18 protein-coding genes and 1 pseudogene are annotated in these 17,243 nt (G+C 54.3%); 10 read left to right on the top strand and 9 right to left on the bottom strand.

Annotated features, from left to right (window positions below):
* Window positions 1–933 precede the first annotated feature (933 nt).
* Entirely contained in the window at window positions 934–1,680 is a 747-nt protein-coding gene (locus tag ACR3FE_RS16880) for a hypothetical protein (protein ID WP_458208534.1), read from the bottom strand.
* 1,058 nt (window positions 1,681–2,738) lie between these two features.
* Between ACR3FE_RS16880 and ACR3FE_RS16885 the strand changes: the two genes are divergently transcribed.
* Both ACR3FE_RS16885 and ACR3FE_RS16890 read left to right on the top strand, forming a co-directional pair.
* On the top strand, window positions 2,739–3,146 hold the full coding sequence (locus tag ACR3FE_RS16885) for a nuclear transport factor 2 family protein (protein ID WP_458208535.1): 408 nt from the start codon (window positions 2,739–2,741) through the stop codon (window positions 3,144–3,146).
* A gap of 334 nt (window positions 3,147–3,480) precedes the next feature.
* Entirely contained in the window at window positions 3,481–4,383 is a 903-nt protein-coding gene (locus tag ACR3FE_RS16890) for a VOC family protein (protein ID WP_458208536.1), read from the top strand.
* Between the two features lie 154 nt (window positions 4,384–4,537).
* Here ACR3FE_RS16890 and ACR3FE_RS16895 read toward each other — a convergent pair.
* Both ACR3FE_RS16895 and ACR3FE_RS16900 read right to left on the bottom strand, forming a co-directional pair.
* Window positions 4,538–4,793, bottom strand: a pseudogene (locus ACR3FE_RS16895) (alpha/beta hydrolase fold domain-containing protein); the annotation flags it as partial.
* A gap of 327 nt (window positions 4,794–5,120) precedes the next feature.
* On the bottom strand, window positions 5,121–6,566 hold the full coding sequence (locus tag ACR3FE_RS16900) for a phenylacetate--CoA ligase family protein (RefSeq protein WP_458208538.1): 1,446 nt from the start codon (window positions 6,564–6,566) through the stop codon (window positions 5,121–5,123).
* A gap of 122 nt (window positions 6,567–6,688) precedes the next feature.
* On the opposite strand from ACR3FE_RS16900, the gene ACR3FE_RS16905 reads away from it, so the two are divergent.
* The 3 genes from ACR3FE_RS16905 to ACR3FE_RS16915 all read left to right on the top strand — a co-directional run bounded on the left by ACR3FE_RS16905 (window position 6,689) and on the right by ACR3FE_RS16915 (window position 8,241).
* On the top strand, window positions 6,689–7,063 hold the full coding sequence (locus ACR3FE_RS16905) for a DUF7475 family protein (protein ID WP_458208540.1): 375 nt from the start codon (window positions 6,689–6,691) through the stop codon (window positions 7,061–7,063).
* Window positions 7,064–7,360: 297 nt separating this feature from the next.
* On the top strand, window positions 7,361–7,825 hold the full coding sequence (locus ACR3FE_RS16910) for an Lrp/AsnC family transcriptional regulator (protein ID WP_458208541.1): 465 nt from the start codon (window positions 7,361–7,363) through the stop codon (window positions 7,823–7,825).
* Window positions 7,826–7,959: 134 nt separating this feature from the next.
* Entirely contained in the window at window positions 7,960–8,241 is a 282-nt protein-coding gene (locus ACR3FE_RS16915; RefSeq protein ID WP_458208543.1) for a HalOD1 output domain-containing protein, read from the top strand.
* A 208-nt stretch (window positions 8,242–8,449) separates the two neighbouring features.
* Here the strand turns inward: ACR3FE_RS16915 and ACR3FE_RS16920 are convergent, their stop codons facing one another.
* Window positions 8,450–8,848: a hypothetical protein gene (locus ACR3FE_RS16920; protein WP_458208544.1), complete on the bottom strand. Its 399-nt coding sequence runs from the start codon at window positions 8,846–8,848 to the stop codon at window positions 8,450–8,452.
* A gap of 84 nt (window positions 8,849–8,932) precedes the next feature.
* On the opposite strand from ACR3FE_RS16920, the gene ACR3FE_RS16925 reads away from it, so the two are divergent.
* The 3 genes from ACR3FE_RS16925 to ACR3FE_RS16935 all read left to right on the top strand — a co-directional run bounded on the left by ACR3FE_RS16925 (window position 8,933) and on the right by ACR3FE_RS16935 (window position 10,612).
* Window positions 8,933–9,184: an AbrB/MazE/SpoVT family DNA-binding domain-containing protein gene (locus ACR3FE_RS16925; RefSeq protein ID WP_458208545.1), complete on the top strand. Its 252-nt coding sequence runs from the start codon at window positions 8,933–8,935 to the stop codon at window positions 9,182–9,184.
* Window positions 9,185–9,619: a type II toxin-antitoxin system VapC family toxin gene (locus ACR3FE_RS16930; protein ID WP_458208546.1), complete on the top strand. Its 435-nt coding sequence runs from the start codon at window positions 9,185–9,187 to the stop codon at window positions 9,617–9,619. It begins immediately after the preceding gene.
* A gap of 138 nt (window positions 9,620–9,757) precedes the next feature.
* A complete protein-coding gene (locus ACR3FE_RS16935; RefSeq protein WP_458208547.1) occupies window positions 9,758–10,612 on the top strand; it encodes a hypothetical protein in 855 nt (284 codons plus the stop codon).
* Between the two features lie 509 nt (window positions 10,613–11,121).
* Here the strand turns inward: ACR3FE_RS16935 and ACR3FE_RS16940 are convergent.
* The 4 genes from ACR3FE_RS16940 to ACR3FE_RS16955 all read right to left on the bottom strand — a co-directional run bounded on the left by ACR3FE_RS16940 (window position 11,122) and on the right by ACR3FE_RS16955 (window position 13,705).
* The gene (locus tag ACR3FE_RS16940) at window positions 11,122–11,424 is read right to left on the bottom strand and encodes a HalOD1 output domain-containing protein (protein ID WP_458208548.1); all 303 of its coding nucleotides are present in this window, start codon (window positions 11,422–11,424) and stop codon (window positions 11,122–11,124) included.
* Window positions 11,425–11,443: 19 nt separating this feature from the next.
* Window positions 11,444–12,295, bottom strand: coding sequence for a DUF7344 domain-containing protein (locus ACR3FE_RS16945; protein ID WP_458208550.1), 852 nt, complete (start codon window positions 12,293–12,295; stop codon window positions 11,444–11,446).
* Window positions 12,296–12,520: 225 nt separating this feature from the next.
* On the bottom strand, window positions 12,521–12,832 hold the full coding sequence (locus tag ACR3FE_RS16950) for a HalOD1 output domain-containing protein (protein WP_458208551.1): 312 nt from the start codon (window positions 12,830–12,832) through the stop codon (window positions 12,521–12,523).
* A 480-nt stretch (window positions 12,833–13,312) separates the two neighbouring features.
* Window positions 13,313–13,705 carry a winged helix-turn-helix domain-containing protein gene (locus tag ACR3FE_RS16955; RefSeq protein ID WP_458208552.1) on the bottom strand — a complete coding sequence of 131 codons (393 nt, stop codon included), beginning with the start codon at window positions 13,703–13,705 and terminating at the stop codon, window positions 13,313–13,315.
* 111 nt (window positions 13,706–13,816) lie between these two features.
* Here ACR3FE_RS16955 and ACR3FE_RS16960 point away from each other — a divergent pair, with 111 nt between their 5' ends.
* Window positions 13,817–14,488 (top strand): DUF7509 family protein, encoded by a 672-nt coding sequence (locus tag ACR3FE_RS16960; protein ID WP_458208553.1) that lies wholly within the window; start codon window positions 13,817–13,819, stop codon window positions 14,486–14,488.
* 328 nt (window positions 14,489–14,816) lie between these two features.
* On the opposite strand, the gene ACR3FE_RS16965 is transcribed toward ACR3FE_RS16960, so the two are convergent.
* On the bottom strand, window positions 14,817–15,578 hold the full coding sequence (locus tag ACR3FE_RS16965) for an HpcH/HpaI aldolase family protein (protein ID WP_458208554.1): 762 nt from the start codon (window positions 15,576–15,578) through the stop codon (window positions 14,817–14,819).
* A 937-nt stretch (window positions 15,579–16,515) separates the two neighbouring features.
* On the opposite strand from ACR3FE_RS16965, the gene ACR3FE_RS16970 reads away from it, so the two are divergent.
* A complete protein-coding gene (locus tag ACR3FE_RS16970; protein WP_458208555.1) occupies window positions 16,516–17,235 on the top strand; it encodes a hypothetical protein in 720 nt (239 codons plus the stop codon).
* Window positions 17,236–17,243: the final 8 nt, after the last annotated feature.

The following is a 17,243-nucleotide window of genomic DNA, read 5'->3' on the forward strand; positions in this document are numbered from 1 at the left end:
CGCGTATCTCAGACTGTTCCAGCTTCGGCGGCGAATCCTTCGCAAACCCGGTCGAGAAGTGCTCAAACAAATCTTCCGAGAAGTTGTTTGAGTCACCAACAATGTACTTCACAAGAGCGAAGGTTTTAATAGATTCCGGACGAAGTTCGTACATAATCTGAACCATTCTCAGAGTGCTTTAAATACTTTTTCTGAGCTGGCTGTATATATATCGCGGAACAATCACCCGTCGCTTTTTTTGGTTTAATAAGCATTCCATCACTTTCTAATATAATTGCATATATTTACAGATGGGAGTGAACTCACGGATAAATATTGAAGTGATTTGAAATTGACCATTGAAAGATGCTTGAGCGCGATGAGTTCCGCGAAGTAAGTAGACCGTACAAAGGTTGGTGAAAATCCATGGATGTTGTACCGTTTCTCTAGTCGGATGTCCTCCTCGGGGAAATTCCATTATTTTCTATTGACTGAATCCCCCAAGAGATCGCTTCGAAGAATGGCTGAGTGCCCTGAATCGAGCACGGATATAGACGAACCATTGAAGGAGTAAAGCGAGCCAATTACCATAATTCACTAAGAATCTCTTTTTAATCTTAGTATTAAATATATATCACTCAATTGTGTGTTCGGAACCCAATAATTTTTCTTATCTATTGTCGACTTATTTTGATTCATCTCACGTCGGACACATAATATCTTCGTCCCTTCGGACGTAGTCGTTATCGGTTGCAGTCGATTACAACATCATAATAACGGGGGAGCACAGTGGCGCTCCCCCGTTCTCCCGCAGAAACACCGCAGAAACAACCGCACTCAGCAGTACTCGTCCGTTGCATACACGGCGCGTCGTGGGTGGAAATTGTGTCCCTGTGGTGAGTGGCGTGCAGCGCACGGGGGGTTCACCGAACCCCACGTATTATGACGTTGTAATCAGCCCTCCCGGTGGGCGCGAACCCACCCGCGAAGGTCGGGATGGTTCCACTCGACGCGAATACTCTTCTCCTCGACTTTCGTGGTGGCGTCGATGTCCGGATTGGCGAGATGCCCGTCGACGTACTCGACACCGGGCACGCGGTCGCCCATCTCCTCCATCACGCGATAGCCGTCTGTCGTGTACGCACAGCCGTAGTGGGTCGCCACTTCGCGGTAGTTGAGGTAGACGACCGGTGACCCACTCTCGCGTGTTTTCTCCTCTGCGCGTCCAAGGACGTTAAGATACTTCTCGTGGATCGAATCCTTCTCTGGCCGTTGGGTTGTGAAATCCAGCAAACTCGCATTCTGGTGAGCGCGGTCGATGGTGTCGTGCAGTTCTTGGCCGACGTTTGCAGCTTCGGCGACGATGTTCGGTGAAGTGGCGTCGACACTGCTGTCATCCTCACTTGTGTACTCACGCACGTCGTTGATGATCCGCGAAACGGACGCCCGGATACGCTGGTTCCGTTCGATTTCATCGTCGAGATCGTCGTCCAATTGGTCGGTCTCGCTTTCGAGCTCGTCGACACGCGCTTCGAGTTGATCGGTTCGCTCGCGTTCCTCTTCGAGTTCAGTTTCCAGCGTCTCGAACTGCTGGTCTTTTTCGTCGAGTTCCGTTTCGAGTGTCTCGACGCGCTCAGTGAGTTCTTCGAGTTGCTTTACGACGTCGTCAGCCGTGATATCGGACTGGATCGACTGACTCATCGGTCGTCCACCCCCACTATTTCCGCTGTTTGTTCGGGGCTATGGAGCACGGGGCCTTTGTGATTGCTTCGAACGACGATGTCGACGCCAATCTCCCCGTCAGGGACGCAGTATGTGCATGGGTCGTCAAACGCGAGCATGCCATCACTGACGGGGAAGGTGTGCCACTTCGAATCCGGCCTCTGTATGGCGGTACTACACTCAGGACGAGGGGTGTGGTCGGTGGGCGATTGGTGGTCGTTCATCGCTCACACCCCCGCTCTGGGTCACTGTTTTCATCGGAAGGACGGTGTCCCGTGTGTTCATGTGTCGTGGTGTGTGTCTCAGAGTGGGGAGTGTCCGGGTAGGGAACATCTTCGATGCTAGTGTGCGTTTGCACCCCGGTGTATATGCTGGTAGGAGTGAGTTCGTAGCGGTCACACTGGTCTTTGGCGTCGAGTTCGCTTGCGCTTGCTGGCAACACTAAGTGTTCTACGTGATATTGTTGTGGGCTAGCCTCAGAGACGGATTAGCGAGGGTGCTTCAGCTGGAGGTAGTCGAGTTGCCTATTGGAACCCTCACTGGGCAATCATCAAACCCTCGCCCCAACATTGTGAGTTCACCGTCTGGAGCCAGCCGAAGCACCGGAAAGACACACCTCTCCTCACCATCTGCGAGATCGACTGCCAGCGAACTCACGCGGGTCTCTCCGACCGCCGTAAACACAGTGAAGTCGTCACGAACGTCGGTTCCACGCTCGCTGATCAGTGTGCTATTGGCATCTACCTCCAGCTCGAAATCGTATGTATCAGTGTCGCCGCTATCCGTGATACCGATTCGGAAGCCCTGGCTGCCGCCAGTTTCATTGTGGAGATAGAAGCCAGCAACCTGAATACCGGTCGGCGGCGAGCTGGTAATGAAGCCGAGCCAGTAGCTCCAGCAGCAATGCCACAACGCCGACAGCGGAATACAACAGCGTTTGAGGGGGAGAAGAGCAGTGTCAAATTGTGGTGATGGTGTGCTAGCACATATCTAACTTTATATTTTTGGGTGACGTACACACTACTTGGTGACAAACCATGGCGAGAGCCGCTGCTAAGAGCAATGTCGAACTGGTACAGGACGTCTACAACGCATTCAATGAGGGCGACCTGGACACCCCGATGGCCACGATGGCCGAGGATATCGAGTGGATCGAACCGAAGGGTGACATCTACGGTGGAACGTACCACGGCCCTGAGGGTGTCCTGGAGAATGTTTTCGTCCCCTGTCTTGAGGACTTCGAGGATTTCACAGTCGACGCCGACGAGTTCATCGACGGTGGTGACACGATTGTTGTCCTCGGTACCTTCCATGGGATGCACAGAACGACAGGCAAGCATCTCGATGTTCCCTTTGCGCACGTCTGCGAACTGGAGGATGGTCGTATGACTCGATTCATCGACCACTTAGATACGGTTCTCTGGAATGAGACGTACGAGACGTAATCGGGACACAGGGGGCTCACACCTCGTATTTGCGTCTAGAACGTCACAGACCGTCCTAACAGAGAATTTCACGTTCTACCTACAGGGGCGATTAACCTGATTTACATCAGCCCCGTTGGATTCACATATCATCTTTGGGACTGCTACAGTGGCTTCACTTACACTCCACTAGGCACTCCTATTTCTTGGTTGCGAGCCTCTGTTATCGTGGAGGATTGACCTCCGGGAGGAGCACAGACGATGACTCACAAAACGAGGTCAAGAGGGACGATAACCGTCCCAGAAACGCGAGTGAAATCACCCCGATCGATAGCGAACATCGTGGAGTAAGATCATGCAGAAACTCACACCGAACTTGTGGTTTGATGGGGAAGCCGATGAAGCGGCGGCGTTTTACGTTTCGGTTTTTGACGATTCAACACTCGGAACCAGCAGTCAGTACGATGCGGCGTCAGCAGACGCCTCCGGACAACCGGAAGGGAGCACCATGACGGTGCCATTCGAATTGGAAGGCCAGGGATTTGTCGCGCTCAACGGCGGGCCACAATTCACGTTCACGCCTGCCATCTCGTTCATCGTTAACTGTCCGACGAAAGCCGAAGTGGACGAACTCTGGGCACAGTTGTCGGACGGTGGGACTGAGCTCATGCCGCTTGACGAATACCCATTCAGCGAACGGTACGGTTGGACCGAAGACAAGTATGGCGTCTCATGGCAGCTACTATTCGCCGACTACATTCCAGAGCGGAAGATCGTGCCGTCATTGCTGTTTGTCGGTGAGCAGTGTGGTAACGCGGAAGCGGCAATCGATTTTTACACATCGATATTCCATGAGTCGGGAGTCGGCGAAATCGCCCGCTACGGCCCGGATCAGGAACCGGACGAGGAGGGAACTGTCATGTTTGCCGATTTCACACTCGAAGGGCAACAGTTCGCGGCGATGGATAGCGCAAGAGAACATGAGTACAGCTTTACCGGGGCGATTTCGTTCATTGTTGACTGTCGGAATCAGGAGGAGGTTAACTATTTCTGGAAAGAACTCACCGCGGGCGGTGGAGAGGAAGGGCAGTGCGGTTGGTTGACCGACCGCTACGGCATATCATGGCAGATCGTGCCGGCTGTATTACCCGAACTCTTGCAGGACGATGATGCCGAAAAATCGGGGGAAGTCATGGAAGCAATGCTTCAAATGAAGAAGATCGACGTTGATAGACTACGAGAAGCACACGCAGGGTAAGGCACAGTAGTCTGTAACCTATTTATCGCTATTCCAGATTGTAGAGATAGCACCAGATCGAGTAGCACGTCACCCTCTCAACGGACAGCTCGGTTTTCGGCTGTCGTATCCAACCGTCTGTGTATTGTTCCTGCCGATACTGCAGATAGATGAATCAGGACACCAACAGCGCATCGGTGAGATCACGCCCTACGCCGCAATCGCGTCCTCGGCCCGGTCGATGCCAAGCTGGGTGAGAAAGCCGTGTTTCATGGCCTCGTAGTCACGATACCGAACCGAAATTCCTCGCTGACGAGTCGCTCCGCATACGCTGTCCCACCGTCACGGAGCGGATCGAACCCAGCAGTGAGTATCGACGCGGGTGCCATCCCAGAGAGGTCACCAGCGTGCATCGGATCTGCGTACGGATTTCCCGGCGAACCACGATGGCCTATTCGTGTCACAGCCTTTTGAAGGAGTGAGTCTGTACAACGCAGAGTCGGGTGAGCGAGTGAAGAAGCTTTCCGACGATGGCAATCACTTTACACCAGTGATAGTGCATGATGGCGTGGTGTTCTTCGGTTCAAAACCGGATTCATCAGGCATGGGTATGTGCCACGCAAGGGATCTATATGACCTCCTGCAAGAGGCGTATTGACATCCTCCCCCGCCCTAAAGCATGAGGCTTCCACGAAGTGGATAGTTAACAACTACCTGAGTGCCTCATCTTTGAACGGTCGACCACCGAATCGAGGAGGCTACTCCTCCAGGTCGGACCACACGTGACGGAATTTCCCACTCCGTGAATCTCGTTGTGGAACGTCTGACGTGGCTTCGATGGTGATTCCGGTGATACCCTGGTCATCCAGAAACGCCTGGAGATCCGCTCTCACTTGCTCCCATACGATCGCTTCGTCACACTCGGACGTCATCTCCAGGCGAACGCGAATGACGGACGGTGCCGTTCGAACGAGTTGCGTTCGACGCACCCCGGGCACCTCTTCGACCACGCTCGAGAGTGCAAGCGGAAAGACCGGGCGCTCTCGTCCGTCCGCCGTCTCGAAGTGAAGGACATCACCTTGCCGCCCCTCGACCTCGATGATGGGAAACCCACTCCCACACGAACAGCGCTCGTCATACATCGTGATGCTGTCGCCGAGGTCGTACCGAACGAGCGGCTGCACGCGATTCGCGAGGTTCGTTATCAAAACCGTCTCCGAGGGAACACCGGGGTCGACCGGCTGGTAGTCCTCGTCAACCGGTTCGACGACGACCCAGTCGATGTTGGCGTGAAGGTTCCCGTGGCCACACTCGACCGCGATCGGAAAGAATTCAGTCGCACCATACAGCTCGCGTACTGCACAGTCGAATGCCCGCTCGAGGTCTCGTTTCTCCGACTCCGAGATAGGCTCTGCTGTGGGGCAGACAATTGCGGGGTTGATGTCGAGGCGACCGTCCCGCTGGGTTCGTGCCAGTTCCCGGAGAACGGTTGCGTATCCAACAAGGAGAGCGGGCTGATAACGGTTCAGCTCCGCAACGAGGTCGGTGAGTGGCTGTGTCGGTGAGAACATCCGAACCCGGTTCTCAAGGAATGTCGATTCACGCTGCAGCAGTGCCATTCCGGAGGCGCCGGCAAAGTGACCGCCGGTGACCGCGATTTCGGCCTGTCGAAGGTTGTGCTCGGCGAGACGTCTGAGCGGGTCGATGCCGAAGAATACATCGAGTATCCAGCGGTCGGGGAGAACGTTGAGGAGCGTCAGAGCCATATCGTCCTGGACGAAGATACCGGGCTCGCCGGTAGTCCCGGACGTGGTCCAGATCGGATAGCGGTCGAGAAATCGCTGGCCGATTTTCGACTCGTCAGCAACGAACGCATCGGTCTCGGCTTTCGTGATCGCCGTATCTGTGACAACATCGTCAAAGTTCTCCATCAGCATCGATTTTGTTACAGGAGGAAACGCTTCGAGGTTGGTACTGCCTTCGGGAACGTCTGCATAGTGTTGCTTGTAAAACCGAGACTGTCGCCGGACAAAGGAGAGCATATCCGCCAGCCGTCGTCGCTGCCGTGTCTCTATCTCCGAGCGGGTCGCCCATTTAGCACGCCACACGTTGAGCGTGATCTTGCCTTTCGTGAGTGGATTCATCGTACTGGCTTCGAGAAGCGAGCCATCTTCCTGGCTCCACGTCTCGTGTTCGGTTTCCACTTCACGCGGAACAGACTTTGTTCTTCACCCGTCTTCTCCCAGGCGTTGTATACCGTTCACGTATGGGTGAGTCACTAATGGGCGGCCGATGCGGCTAATCTCGTTGGGATTGTGCAGCATCTGTGACCACTGAGCCAGCCTCCCAGGTTCAACAGCGATCAGCGCTTACCAGTCTTGACTACGTTGGGATTGTTCTCGTGTTTCTCACCGGTGTGATTCATATTTATGAAGGTATTGAAGATCTTGATGAGGGAATCATCGGAATCCTATTTTTATTGGCGGGCTTGGGATTTTTTGGTGCGCTTGTACTGCTCTATCTCGGTATAAATCAACCACTGCTGTACGGTGTCGGGATCATCTACACGGGCATTCAGTTCGTCGCGTATTTCATCCTCCGATGGCCGAATATCTATGATCCACTTGGCCTGTTTGACAAAGCAATCCAAGCGGTGCTGATTCTCGTACTCGCCATACTTTTCGTCCGAAAATGGGCATAATCCACTGCTCGACGAATCCAACGAAGTCGACTCACAACCACGCTCCCTGGTACGCCAACACAAGTACACTGTCACACGCCATCAGCCAGCCGTTGTCGTCACTGCCAGGTTGTGAAAGCTCCCACCATTTGATTTCCTTCCGTCCTCCGCTCGACGGAGTGAGGTCGTTCGCTATTGAGAGAAGCCAAAACTCGAAGCACTACTCACAGCCTGTTTACTTTAAATAGTTCTAGCGACAGTAGTGAGCTATGAGGAGGATTTCTACTACGAAATTGAACCGTGGTACCAGTACCTTCCATGAACAATAAACTACTTGACGAGGTTGATTGGCAAATCCTTCACCTCTTAGAAGAGGACGCACGAAACAACACAAACGCCAAAATAAGTGAACGAGTAGGGGTCTCGCCAAGCACTGTTGGCAACAGGATCACTCAGCTTGAACATAACGGTGTCATCAAAGGCTATCAACCTGAGATTGCCTATGAACGAACTCTCTTTCCCTTTCACGTGCTTTTCATTTGTACAACATCAATCACAGAGCGTACTGCCCTTATTCAACAGGTGCTTGAAATTTCTGGTGTTGTAAATATTAGGGAATTGATGACTGGTGGAGAAAACGTACATATCGAGGTTGTTGGTAACGATAGCGAGGACATTACTCGACTAGCCACTTCGATAGATGACCTTGGTATCGATATTAATGAAGAAATCCTCATCAAAGATGTCTATCCACAACATGCTAATGTCCTCAACCGGAAATGAGGTTTAGACGATACCTGAAACACGTTCTTCTTGAGTGACCGATTGTAGATTCTGGCATGAAGTCGATTCATGCACGTCTTTCTGGAAGTTGTTATCCGCGATATTTTTCACGGTATGAATCCTAGCGGAGCGGGATGAGCAACATTCGCCAGAATGAAATCCAAGCTGACACGATTCCGATGAGGATCGTCACAACGATAGCTGAAGTGGAGGGAGTAGATCCAACCGAACTTGATCCCCCTATCTATGATGTGATCGATCCTGAGGCTCTAGCTGCTCTCTTTCAGACTCCCGGGAATACGACAGATTCCACAGAGGGGTGTGTTATCTTCCCCTATAACGGATACAAAGTCCACGTTACAAATAGTAGAGATATCTCTATTCAAGATATAGACGAACCAAATGAAGATGTGTAGTGAGCGTAAACAATTACCATCCTAATGTGCACGCCATGCAGCCGACGACGTAGCCACGTTCTTTTCTCCACGATACTGACGCCGTTGCCAGAAGCTCTTCATATATCACCGTTCCATCTACACCCACAAACCACCCGCAAACCACGACCTACGTGGCAGTAGTCGATGGTTGTTTCCAGTGCTTCGTGTCGTGGTGTTTTGGTTTGTGTTAGAACGCACGCCTCTCGGGATGGGGATTCTGACGGCGTTCCCTAGTGGCCACTGACGATGGTGTCTGTCCAGTGGATGTGGCGTGATCCGACGCGAACGGCCGGTGTTGTGTGCGCATCCAGCCGTGGCTGTCGTGCTGGAAGAACATGATCCGGCCCTTCGACAGCTGTTCGACGCGCCGACAGGTCCGATACACCTGTTTCCAGACGAGATACTCGTCGGTCGCTGTCGAGAGCATCGACTTGAGGCTGTCTCGCGGCTTCATAAGAATACCCTTGGGTGTGTTCGTCGACCACTCCTGCCAGTGCTCGAAGAGTGCGACGGCACGTCTGTCGCTGGTTGTGACGTGTTCGTCCAGTGCTTCTTCACCGAGCACCGAGAGGCGTTCGTTCGGCATCCAATCATCTGTTGGCGTACTGTCGTCATGGAGATAGTGTGAGCACACACTACTTTTATAGTGGGCGCTCTCCTCGTGTTACGTATGAGCAGTGAACGCGTCGACTCCGAGAGCAAGGTCTCGGGGAACCAAGCGAACATCCCCGCACGGATCCGTCGTGAACTCGATATCGACGATGGCGATAAACTGCGCTGGAAAATCGAAGATAACGGCACGATCCGCGTCCAGGTCGTCCAGCGGCGCAGTGGGACGTTCAGTGACTTCGACGGCTACGACGGTGACGATGAGACTGACGTGACGACCGAACACGACGCATGGGGCGTCGACGACAACTGAATGCCACGCGCACTCGTCGACACGACCGTTCTCTTCGCTGCCGCCTACCGCCGAGACAGTGCACACGATGCTGCTCTCCCCATCGTACAGGGCGTAGACACGGCAGATCTCCCAGAGGCGGTCGTCCTCGATTACGTGCTTGCGGAGACATTGAACGGACTGACGACGCACGCTGGGCATGACGCTGCGACGGATTTCCTCGACCGGTTGGAGGAGAACGCACGCTTTCACATCGAGTTCTTGACCACCGACGCCTTCGCCACCGCGAAAGCACTCTTCCGCCAGTACGAGCGATTTTCGTTCGTTGACGCCTGCCTCGTCGCGTACATGCAGACAGAAGGGCTCGGCTATCTCTACGCATTCGACGATGACTTCGACGCCGCTCAGGATGTCTACCGACTCGATACTGCGACGAATCCGTATCAGCCAGATTGACATCCACCCACGACTAAAGTCGTGGGCTTTCTCCTCGAACACAGGTAAGGTAGTCAAGCTATATATTGCTACGAGACGTTAATTATTATTGGTGAGAAAATGGCCTCGGACACTTCGATCGAGAGAGGCATAGCTACGATGACTGGCGTCGAGGAAATTATCCCTGACCAAGAGAGCAAGTGGCCGCGGCGTACGATACTTAAAGCGATTGGGGGGAGTGCGGCCGGTGGAGCCCTTGCTCCACTCACGATTGGTTCTGCAGCGGCAACCAAGGACTCACAGTCGAAAGCACAATTCGGCCTCGGTGCAAACGAGCCATTCGGTAATGGACGCATCGCAACGTTTGCGCTCCCCGATGTTCGTGGACGCCTTGGAATGCTCGGCGTCCTCATTACCGCGAGAGCGCTCAAGGGGCTCCCAGACGAGCTGCTGAAGGTTCATATGAATCTTCCACAGGTCGCTGGGTCGAACTTCACGTTCATGGGATTGGACTGGAACCCGGGGGGGCATGCCCCAGCCCCGATCTATGGACTGCCCCATTTCGATATCCACTTCTATCTCATGGAGGAAGAAGCAGTCGAAGCAATCAAACCTGGGACTGCCGAGTATATGATTCCCGATGAGCAGCGCCCGTCTGGCTATGTGACCGGTGACGAACTCGGCGCACCACGAGAGATCGTCCCCGAGATGGGTGAACATCTCGTGAATCCGATGGCACCAGAATTTCAGGGTGAGAAATTCACGCACACCCTCATCTGGGGCGCATATAATCCTGCTAATGGGGATGTCGGTGAACTCACGTTCGTCGAGCCGATGATCACGACGGAATATCTCGAATCAAAACCGGACGACGTCCACGCACCGATCAGCACCCCGGAGGTGTTCGCCAAGGCGGGATACTACCCGACCGAGTACGTGATTCGTTATCTCCCCGTGTTCGATGTTTACCTCGTCACCCTCGAAGCGTTCGAGTGGTTCCCTGGCGCAGTGTGAGCGCATACATCGGACACTGGCTGCTCTCGCTAGTCAAAGTACATAGAACGTTGAGATCACGCCCCACCTCTGGAATCACATCCTCGGCACGGTCGATGCCAGGCTGGGTGAGAAACCCGTGAATCATGGCCTTGTAATTACGATTCCGTCTCATGGTTGAGTTGAGCTCTTACAATAGCTCTCCCCTCGCACCCAAGCACAAGTACTGTACACTATCACACGCCATCAGCCAGCCGTTGTCGTCACTGCCAGGTTGTGAGAGCTCCCATCATTGGCCTTCCTTTTCGCTCCTTTGCTCGTGGTTTCCGTCCTACGCTCCCTGATCATGGTGACTGGTAGATGCAAGTGTCGCAGTTGCCCCCTTCTCCACGGTTGGCACGCTGGACGAAGGGACGATGGGCAGGCTCTGTTCCGTTACCGATTCACGTGCGAAACGCAACGGATGCGTCCCCGACCAATGACCACTCGAAACGGAGTGTTCCGATCTATGGTCACCCGTCATCGGGTATCTATTCGTTTCTTCGAACGACGACAAATTCCGTCGTCACGGCCACCTGGCAGCCGTTGTAGCTGAACTCCATTGTCCTTTCTTCATCGAGGGAGTGGGTACTCGAATCGTCAAACAGGCCATCAAGGTGATCGGGATCGATCACATCATAGAGCGGGTCGAGATCAAGGACTGGGGTGTTCGTCAGGGCGGCAGTTGCCTGTACGACGGCTTCGCTCGGTGACTCGGTCTCACCGATTTCGTATGTGATCTCAGTGGGCTGGGAGGCAGTCTCGTTCCCATTTTTGTCGTTATTCGGAGGCATGTCTGTCATTGTGATATTGTCATGAGTGGAGTTCGCTGTGGCAATCTACACTCTGGTAGTCAAGATGATCAAGTCGTGGTCCAAGGAGTTCCCGAACGAGGATGACCAGCGGGTTGTCCTCACCCTCGCCGATCAGTGCCGTCTCTTTGGGGTAACTGCCATCCGAATTCGGCTCGTCCAGAATTGCGAGCATGACCTTTCGGCGGTCGACGAGAACCAAGCGACCGACTCTCGGGTATCCCGGTAGTGCGTTCAACAACCCACGCTGGGGTTCCCAGAGTGTGACGTCTGGCAGGTTTCTGCGGGTCAGGTCGCGGACGTCAGCATTCTGCGACCCCAAGAATATTTCTACACCCCGGTCGATGGCGTCTTCTGCGTGACGAAGACACTTTTCTTCGAGTAGATCGGTGCTGACGTACATGCAGAACAATTCTTCCTCTGTCTCGTCGGCAAGTTGTCTGCCGTACTCGATCGCTGCTTGACGCCCTTCGAGAACCCCGATCGAGTTCTCACTGGACTGTCGATCGGTGTCGAATTGCGCCAGCACCTCGTCGAGCATGTCTCCATCGAACCAATCGACCTCACCCCCGACATCGTTTCGAGACGAAGCGATATTCGTCTCGCGGTCGTAGTCGATTATCCCATGATCTGCGAGTCTCGGAAGCGCATTATGGTGTAACTGGAGCCGTTCTCGTTTGCGCCGCTGCTCAAACTTGTCGGACCGTATCACCGTTTCGTCTTGCTTGACCAGTCGGTCGGCCAGTTCGGTGACGTGGAGCGGCTGTGGAGCATCGTCGAGGAGGGACAATATATCCCGATAGTAGGGATCAGACAGAACTGTTGTCCTCCGTCGGTACTCTCTGCTGGTCATCTTGCCCCTTATTGTAAATGCACAACAATAAGTAGTTGGGCCAAGGACTGCGGAAGATGACGCCCTTCCTCTCAGCACTTCTCCATGGTTGGCACGCTGGACGAAGGGACGATGGGTAGGTTCAGTCCCTTTGCCGATTCACGTGCGAAACGCAACGGATGTGTCCCCGACCACGACCACTCAAGATGGGGTGCTTCCAGCTTTGGTCACCCGTCATCGGGTAATCTATTCGTTTCTTCGAACGACGACAAATTCCGTCGTCACGGCCACCTGGCAGCCGTTGTAGCTGAACTCCATCGTCCTTTCTTCATCGAGGGAGTGGGTGCTCGAATCGTCAAACAGGCCATCAAGATGGTCGGGGTCCATCACATCATAGAGCGGCTCAAGTTCGTTGGGTGGCGTGTTCGTTAGGGCGGCAGTTGCCTGCACGACGGCTTCGCTCGGCAGTTCGGTCTCTCCGATTTCGTATGTTATCTCGGCGGGTTGGGGGGCGGACTCGGTCGCAGTGCTGTCGGTATTCGATGGCTCGTCTGTCATAGTTTTGAGTGGAGGTGGAATGTGGTGTTGTGAGCCGTGCATCCCTAGTTTCGCGCAGTATCTTAATATTCTGCCGTCTTGGTGGATAATTATCACTAATTATAAGAAATTATCAGTATAACTGCGAATTTGTCAACCCACTAGCCAAATTGGTTTAGGAACGTGACTCGAATCGTTTATTGGGAGTGCTGATCGGTTCGGCTTCGACCAGCACACTGGTCGCTATCATATCCCAGGACACCGACCCGTCGCGCACTCTCAAGAGCGGTGGCGAACTGATAACTCTCCACCACTCTCTTTGTGACGCATCACGCTGGTCATGTAGCGAACTCTCTCGCGAGAGTCCGACGACCATGCAGTTCCGACCACGGACACGGTGGCCGGTATCAGCTCTCCCCCTCCCGCTGGGTTATATGCGTGGGAACTAGAGCCATTCAGTGGCCCACTGGTCGAGATCAATAAGCAAGGTGTGAAATCTAATCACGAATAGGCGTCGTTGAACTCACGTTCACGGCGCATCAACTCCTCGACACCGTGCTCGAGGATGCCGCGCCCCATCGCGGTTGGTCGGTAGTACGTGTAGAAGCCTTGACTGTCGGCGGTTCGTCGCTGGCGCTTGTCGACGAGCCCGACGTCGACCAGTTCGTCGAGGTGGTAGTGGAAGTTGTGGGATGCAACGTCGACCGCCGTCCTGAGATCGGCGGCGCTCAGTTCGTCGTTGACGACGAGCGTTCGGAGGATGCGAAATCGCGTTGGGTGACCGATCGCCTGTTGCATTGCGAGGTACTCCTCGAGCGTCAGCCCGCTCTCTTCGGGGAGCGGCGGCTCCGGCTGGCGAACGTCGTCCGTGGGACGGCGGTCAGTTTCGGCCATCGGAATTGCCTCACGTAGACGATTACAGCGCCACGTACTTAGTCGTTCTCTACTAGAAGATTCCTGATAACACCGGGATTTATATACTGGCTGTCCGAATCGACGATGCAAATGCGGGATCGGATTATCGAGAATCTCCCTCGGGCGGTCGGTGACTCGGTTGCCCTCCCCTCGGTTCGACGTGAGCAGTTTCTCGTCTATCTGATGGGCCCCTATCGAACGTTCGACATCGATGCCCTGCTACCGGACGATGCCGATGTCGAGACCGACGTACCCTCGTTTGCGACGTGGAATGACGCCAGCGGCGAGTACGCCGAGGACGAGGTCTTACGCCTCCTCCAAGAGACGCGTGACTGTCTCCGCGAGCGGGGCTTCAACGCCTTCCTCGCGATCGACGTCGGAATCCCACTCGATGAGATGGACGCTGCGACACAGAGTATCGCCTTCGCGCAAGCAAGCAATGCGACCATTTTCGTCGCGCCACAGGTCGGTGATAATCTCGGCGTCGGTATCGAAATTGGGAGCGTCCTCGAGGATTTACTGCCGAGCAACAGCATGCAGGGACCAGCAGTCGATGCCACGCCACCAAAGCATACGCGTCGGGTGATGGTCGTGACCGAACCGACCGTTCGAAGTGCGATGCTGGGGGCAGTCCATGCACGCTGGGACGCGAGTGTCCGGACGTTCACGGATGCCGCCGACTGCTGTCGGCTCTGCGCACAGTTCTGTACTCATATTCAGAACGAAGAACTCTACGGCTCACTCGAACGCCTCGATATATGAGTGACTTTCCGTATGTATTTTCATACCCGTGAATCCGGGCAGCTATCGTCGTATTCGCATGCCTAGCAATTTCCTGTGTTCGTCGTTGGTATCGGATCTCGAGTATTCCCAAGACTGCGACGACGGAGACGACAAACGAATCGTGAATCTCGGCAAACTCGCATTCGAGCAGTGCTGCCCTGATGAGATTCAAAAAATAGCGTTTTCAACCGTTCGCGACGCAGCGATTCCCCAAGAATGAATAAATCAACAGATTCCACTATCATCGCCCAGTCTCTCGTCAGGCAGCGTCGCCGTCAGTGGACTCCTTACTACTGAGGTCATTCACTTATTCGAGCAGATAGTCCTCGATGCCACGACGCATAAAGCTCAAATCAGCTCCAAGAAGGAAAAACGTGAATCCCCGAGCAGACCGCTCAGCTTGTATCTCTGGTGTTCGACCAGCAATACCAGGATACACATCGTTTTTCATCGCGACGTCCAGGACTCGCTCGACAGCCCGCGTTACCGCTGGATGGTCCGTCTCGCCCGGATAGCCAAGTGCGGTTGAAAGGTCATTTTCCCCGATGAAAGCGACATCGATTCCATCGACTGCAAGAATTTCTTCAACAGATTCGATCGCAGCGGGTGATTCGATTTGAATGGCGACGAGTGTTTCATCGTTCGCGCTCGCAACGTAGGTGTCGAAGTTCTCTCCGTATGCGTTTGCTCGTGTGGTACCAGCGACACCACGCTCACCCGTTGGTGGAAAATGCGTTGCCTGAACAATATTTTCGGCGTCACCAGCACTCTCGACATTTGGAACGATCACCCCCTGTGCTCCGGAGTCGAGAGCGTGCTTCGCTGCGCCGGTGGTCGCTGCTTCAACGGAAGGAAGTCGCACGAGTGGCGTGGTATTCGGCTCCACTGCCCGGACAAGTGCTTCAACGCGTTCAGGGGAGTATGGAGCGTGTTCGGTATCAATACCGATCCAGTCGATACTCGTCTGTGAGAGTACTTCAGCCGCACGTGGACTTTGGGACAGAAGCCATGCACCAACAACGTCATTGCCCCGCTCGAGCGCATCCAGGGTGTGGTTCGTAATAGACATACGCATCTGTTCGATGGACGTCCTACAAAGAAGAAGGTGGTCCGGCTATAGAGCGCGGAGAATACCTTCGACTTTCGCCGGAGGATGACTCCGACAACAAGGCCAGTCCACGGTAAGCGTTCAGTCCGAATCTGCAAGCTTCAGAAACGGCCGTCTGCGTTCCCTTGTCTCCATCGTCATCGATGCTCCGATGAGTGAAACTCCGACAATCAGGGCAAAGAGAGCAGAGAGATGCCGACGACCCCTGGCATAACAATCAGAAACATGACGAATGGTCTGATGGCCTGTAATATTTTAATTGATTTATAGAAATGGGTATGATATGCTAACGTAGTCACAAACAGAAGAACTATCGTACTGCTCGGCTATTGTGAGTCTCACGTCCTGCCCATGCCGGCAGTAATTGTCCAATTGACGCTCGTCATCGTGGTTTGTCTTCTTGCGTGTGTGATAGCATAACACGAACTTGCTCACTACGCGGTACACAGCCGGTACGCCGAATCCGTTACAATTAGGTTCGACAGATACGGCCCATACACTGACGCTACGTATTCGACAACTGGTTCAACATTTGGAAGGCGTCTCGGGTCAATTGCACCGACGCTGATCTATGGCATCCTTTCGATTCCACTCGGCCTCTACTATCTGTCAACGTTCCCGCTACCGAACTTTGATTTCGTCGAATGGTCACTCGTGCTGAGTCCTTGGCTAGTCCTCATCGTCCCCTCGCCGTCGGATCTTCACACCTTTCTGTCTTCGTCGTAGGGACACTCCTCGCGATATCGGTAAGGCCGACTTATCCTCTTGTATTGGGCAACTCCCAGTCCGTAATAGCCTAAACAATCGTGGATTGTTATCTGCACATCAGTTCTCTCTCTCGTCCAGGTGCGTGCTCGGCGGTTGCAGAGGAAATACGCACTCAGCAGGGAGACTATCGATGAGAAATACCAACACAACACCGTCATCATCGACACCAGCAGGGCCAGTCCGCCGCACGGTACTCCAGACGCTCGGCGGCGTCGCTGGCCTTCTCGGAATCGGACGTGCCGTCGGCCAGACCAGTACTCGCCACATCCTGACGATTACGGCGCCGTACGGCGCCGAAACCTTTTACCAGTTCGTCCCGACGCATGGCGTCCAAAAACTCGACCGTGACCCCTACGGGAACGTTCCGGCCAGTGCCGTCACCATCGACGGCGAAGACGACATAAAGGGCTGTCTCGTCCACGGGGCGACCAACGGTGGGGCGGATGTCTACCAGTTTATCGGGCAGTTGTCGTACGTCAACTTTAGCGGTCCGGGGTTCCAGGACGGCACCCTCGACGTGTATCTCGATGGACGGCCCGTTGACCCGGCGCGATTCCAGCGTGGGACACCCCCGAGCAGCGAAACCAACACCGACTGTCGAGCGAGCAACCCGGAGCGGCCACAACCGACGAGCACGATTGTCTGTAACGCCCGTCGGGCGACGCAGGTGGTGCACGTCACCGTCGAGACGACGCAGTTCATTCGCGTCAACGGTGGCGACTTCCAGGAAGAGGTGACGGTCGATATCGAACCTGGTAACACGCTGGAGATGCCCTTCGCGGGGACGCTCGTCTGTTTCGCCATCGAGGGCGGCGATCTCGATGTCCAGATACGCTATCGTGAACAGTGACACGAAAT

The sequence above is a fragment of the Haladaptatus rarus genome (assembly GCF_054177585.1).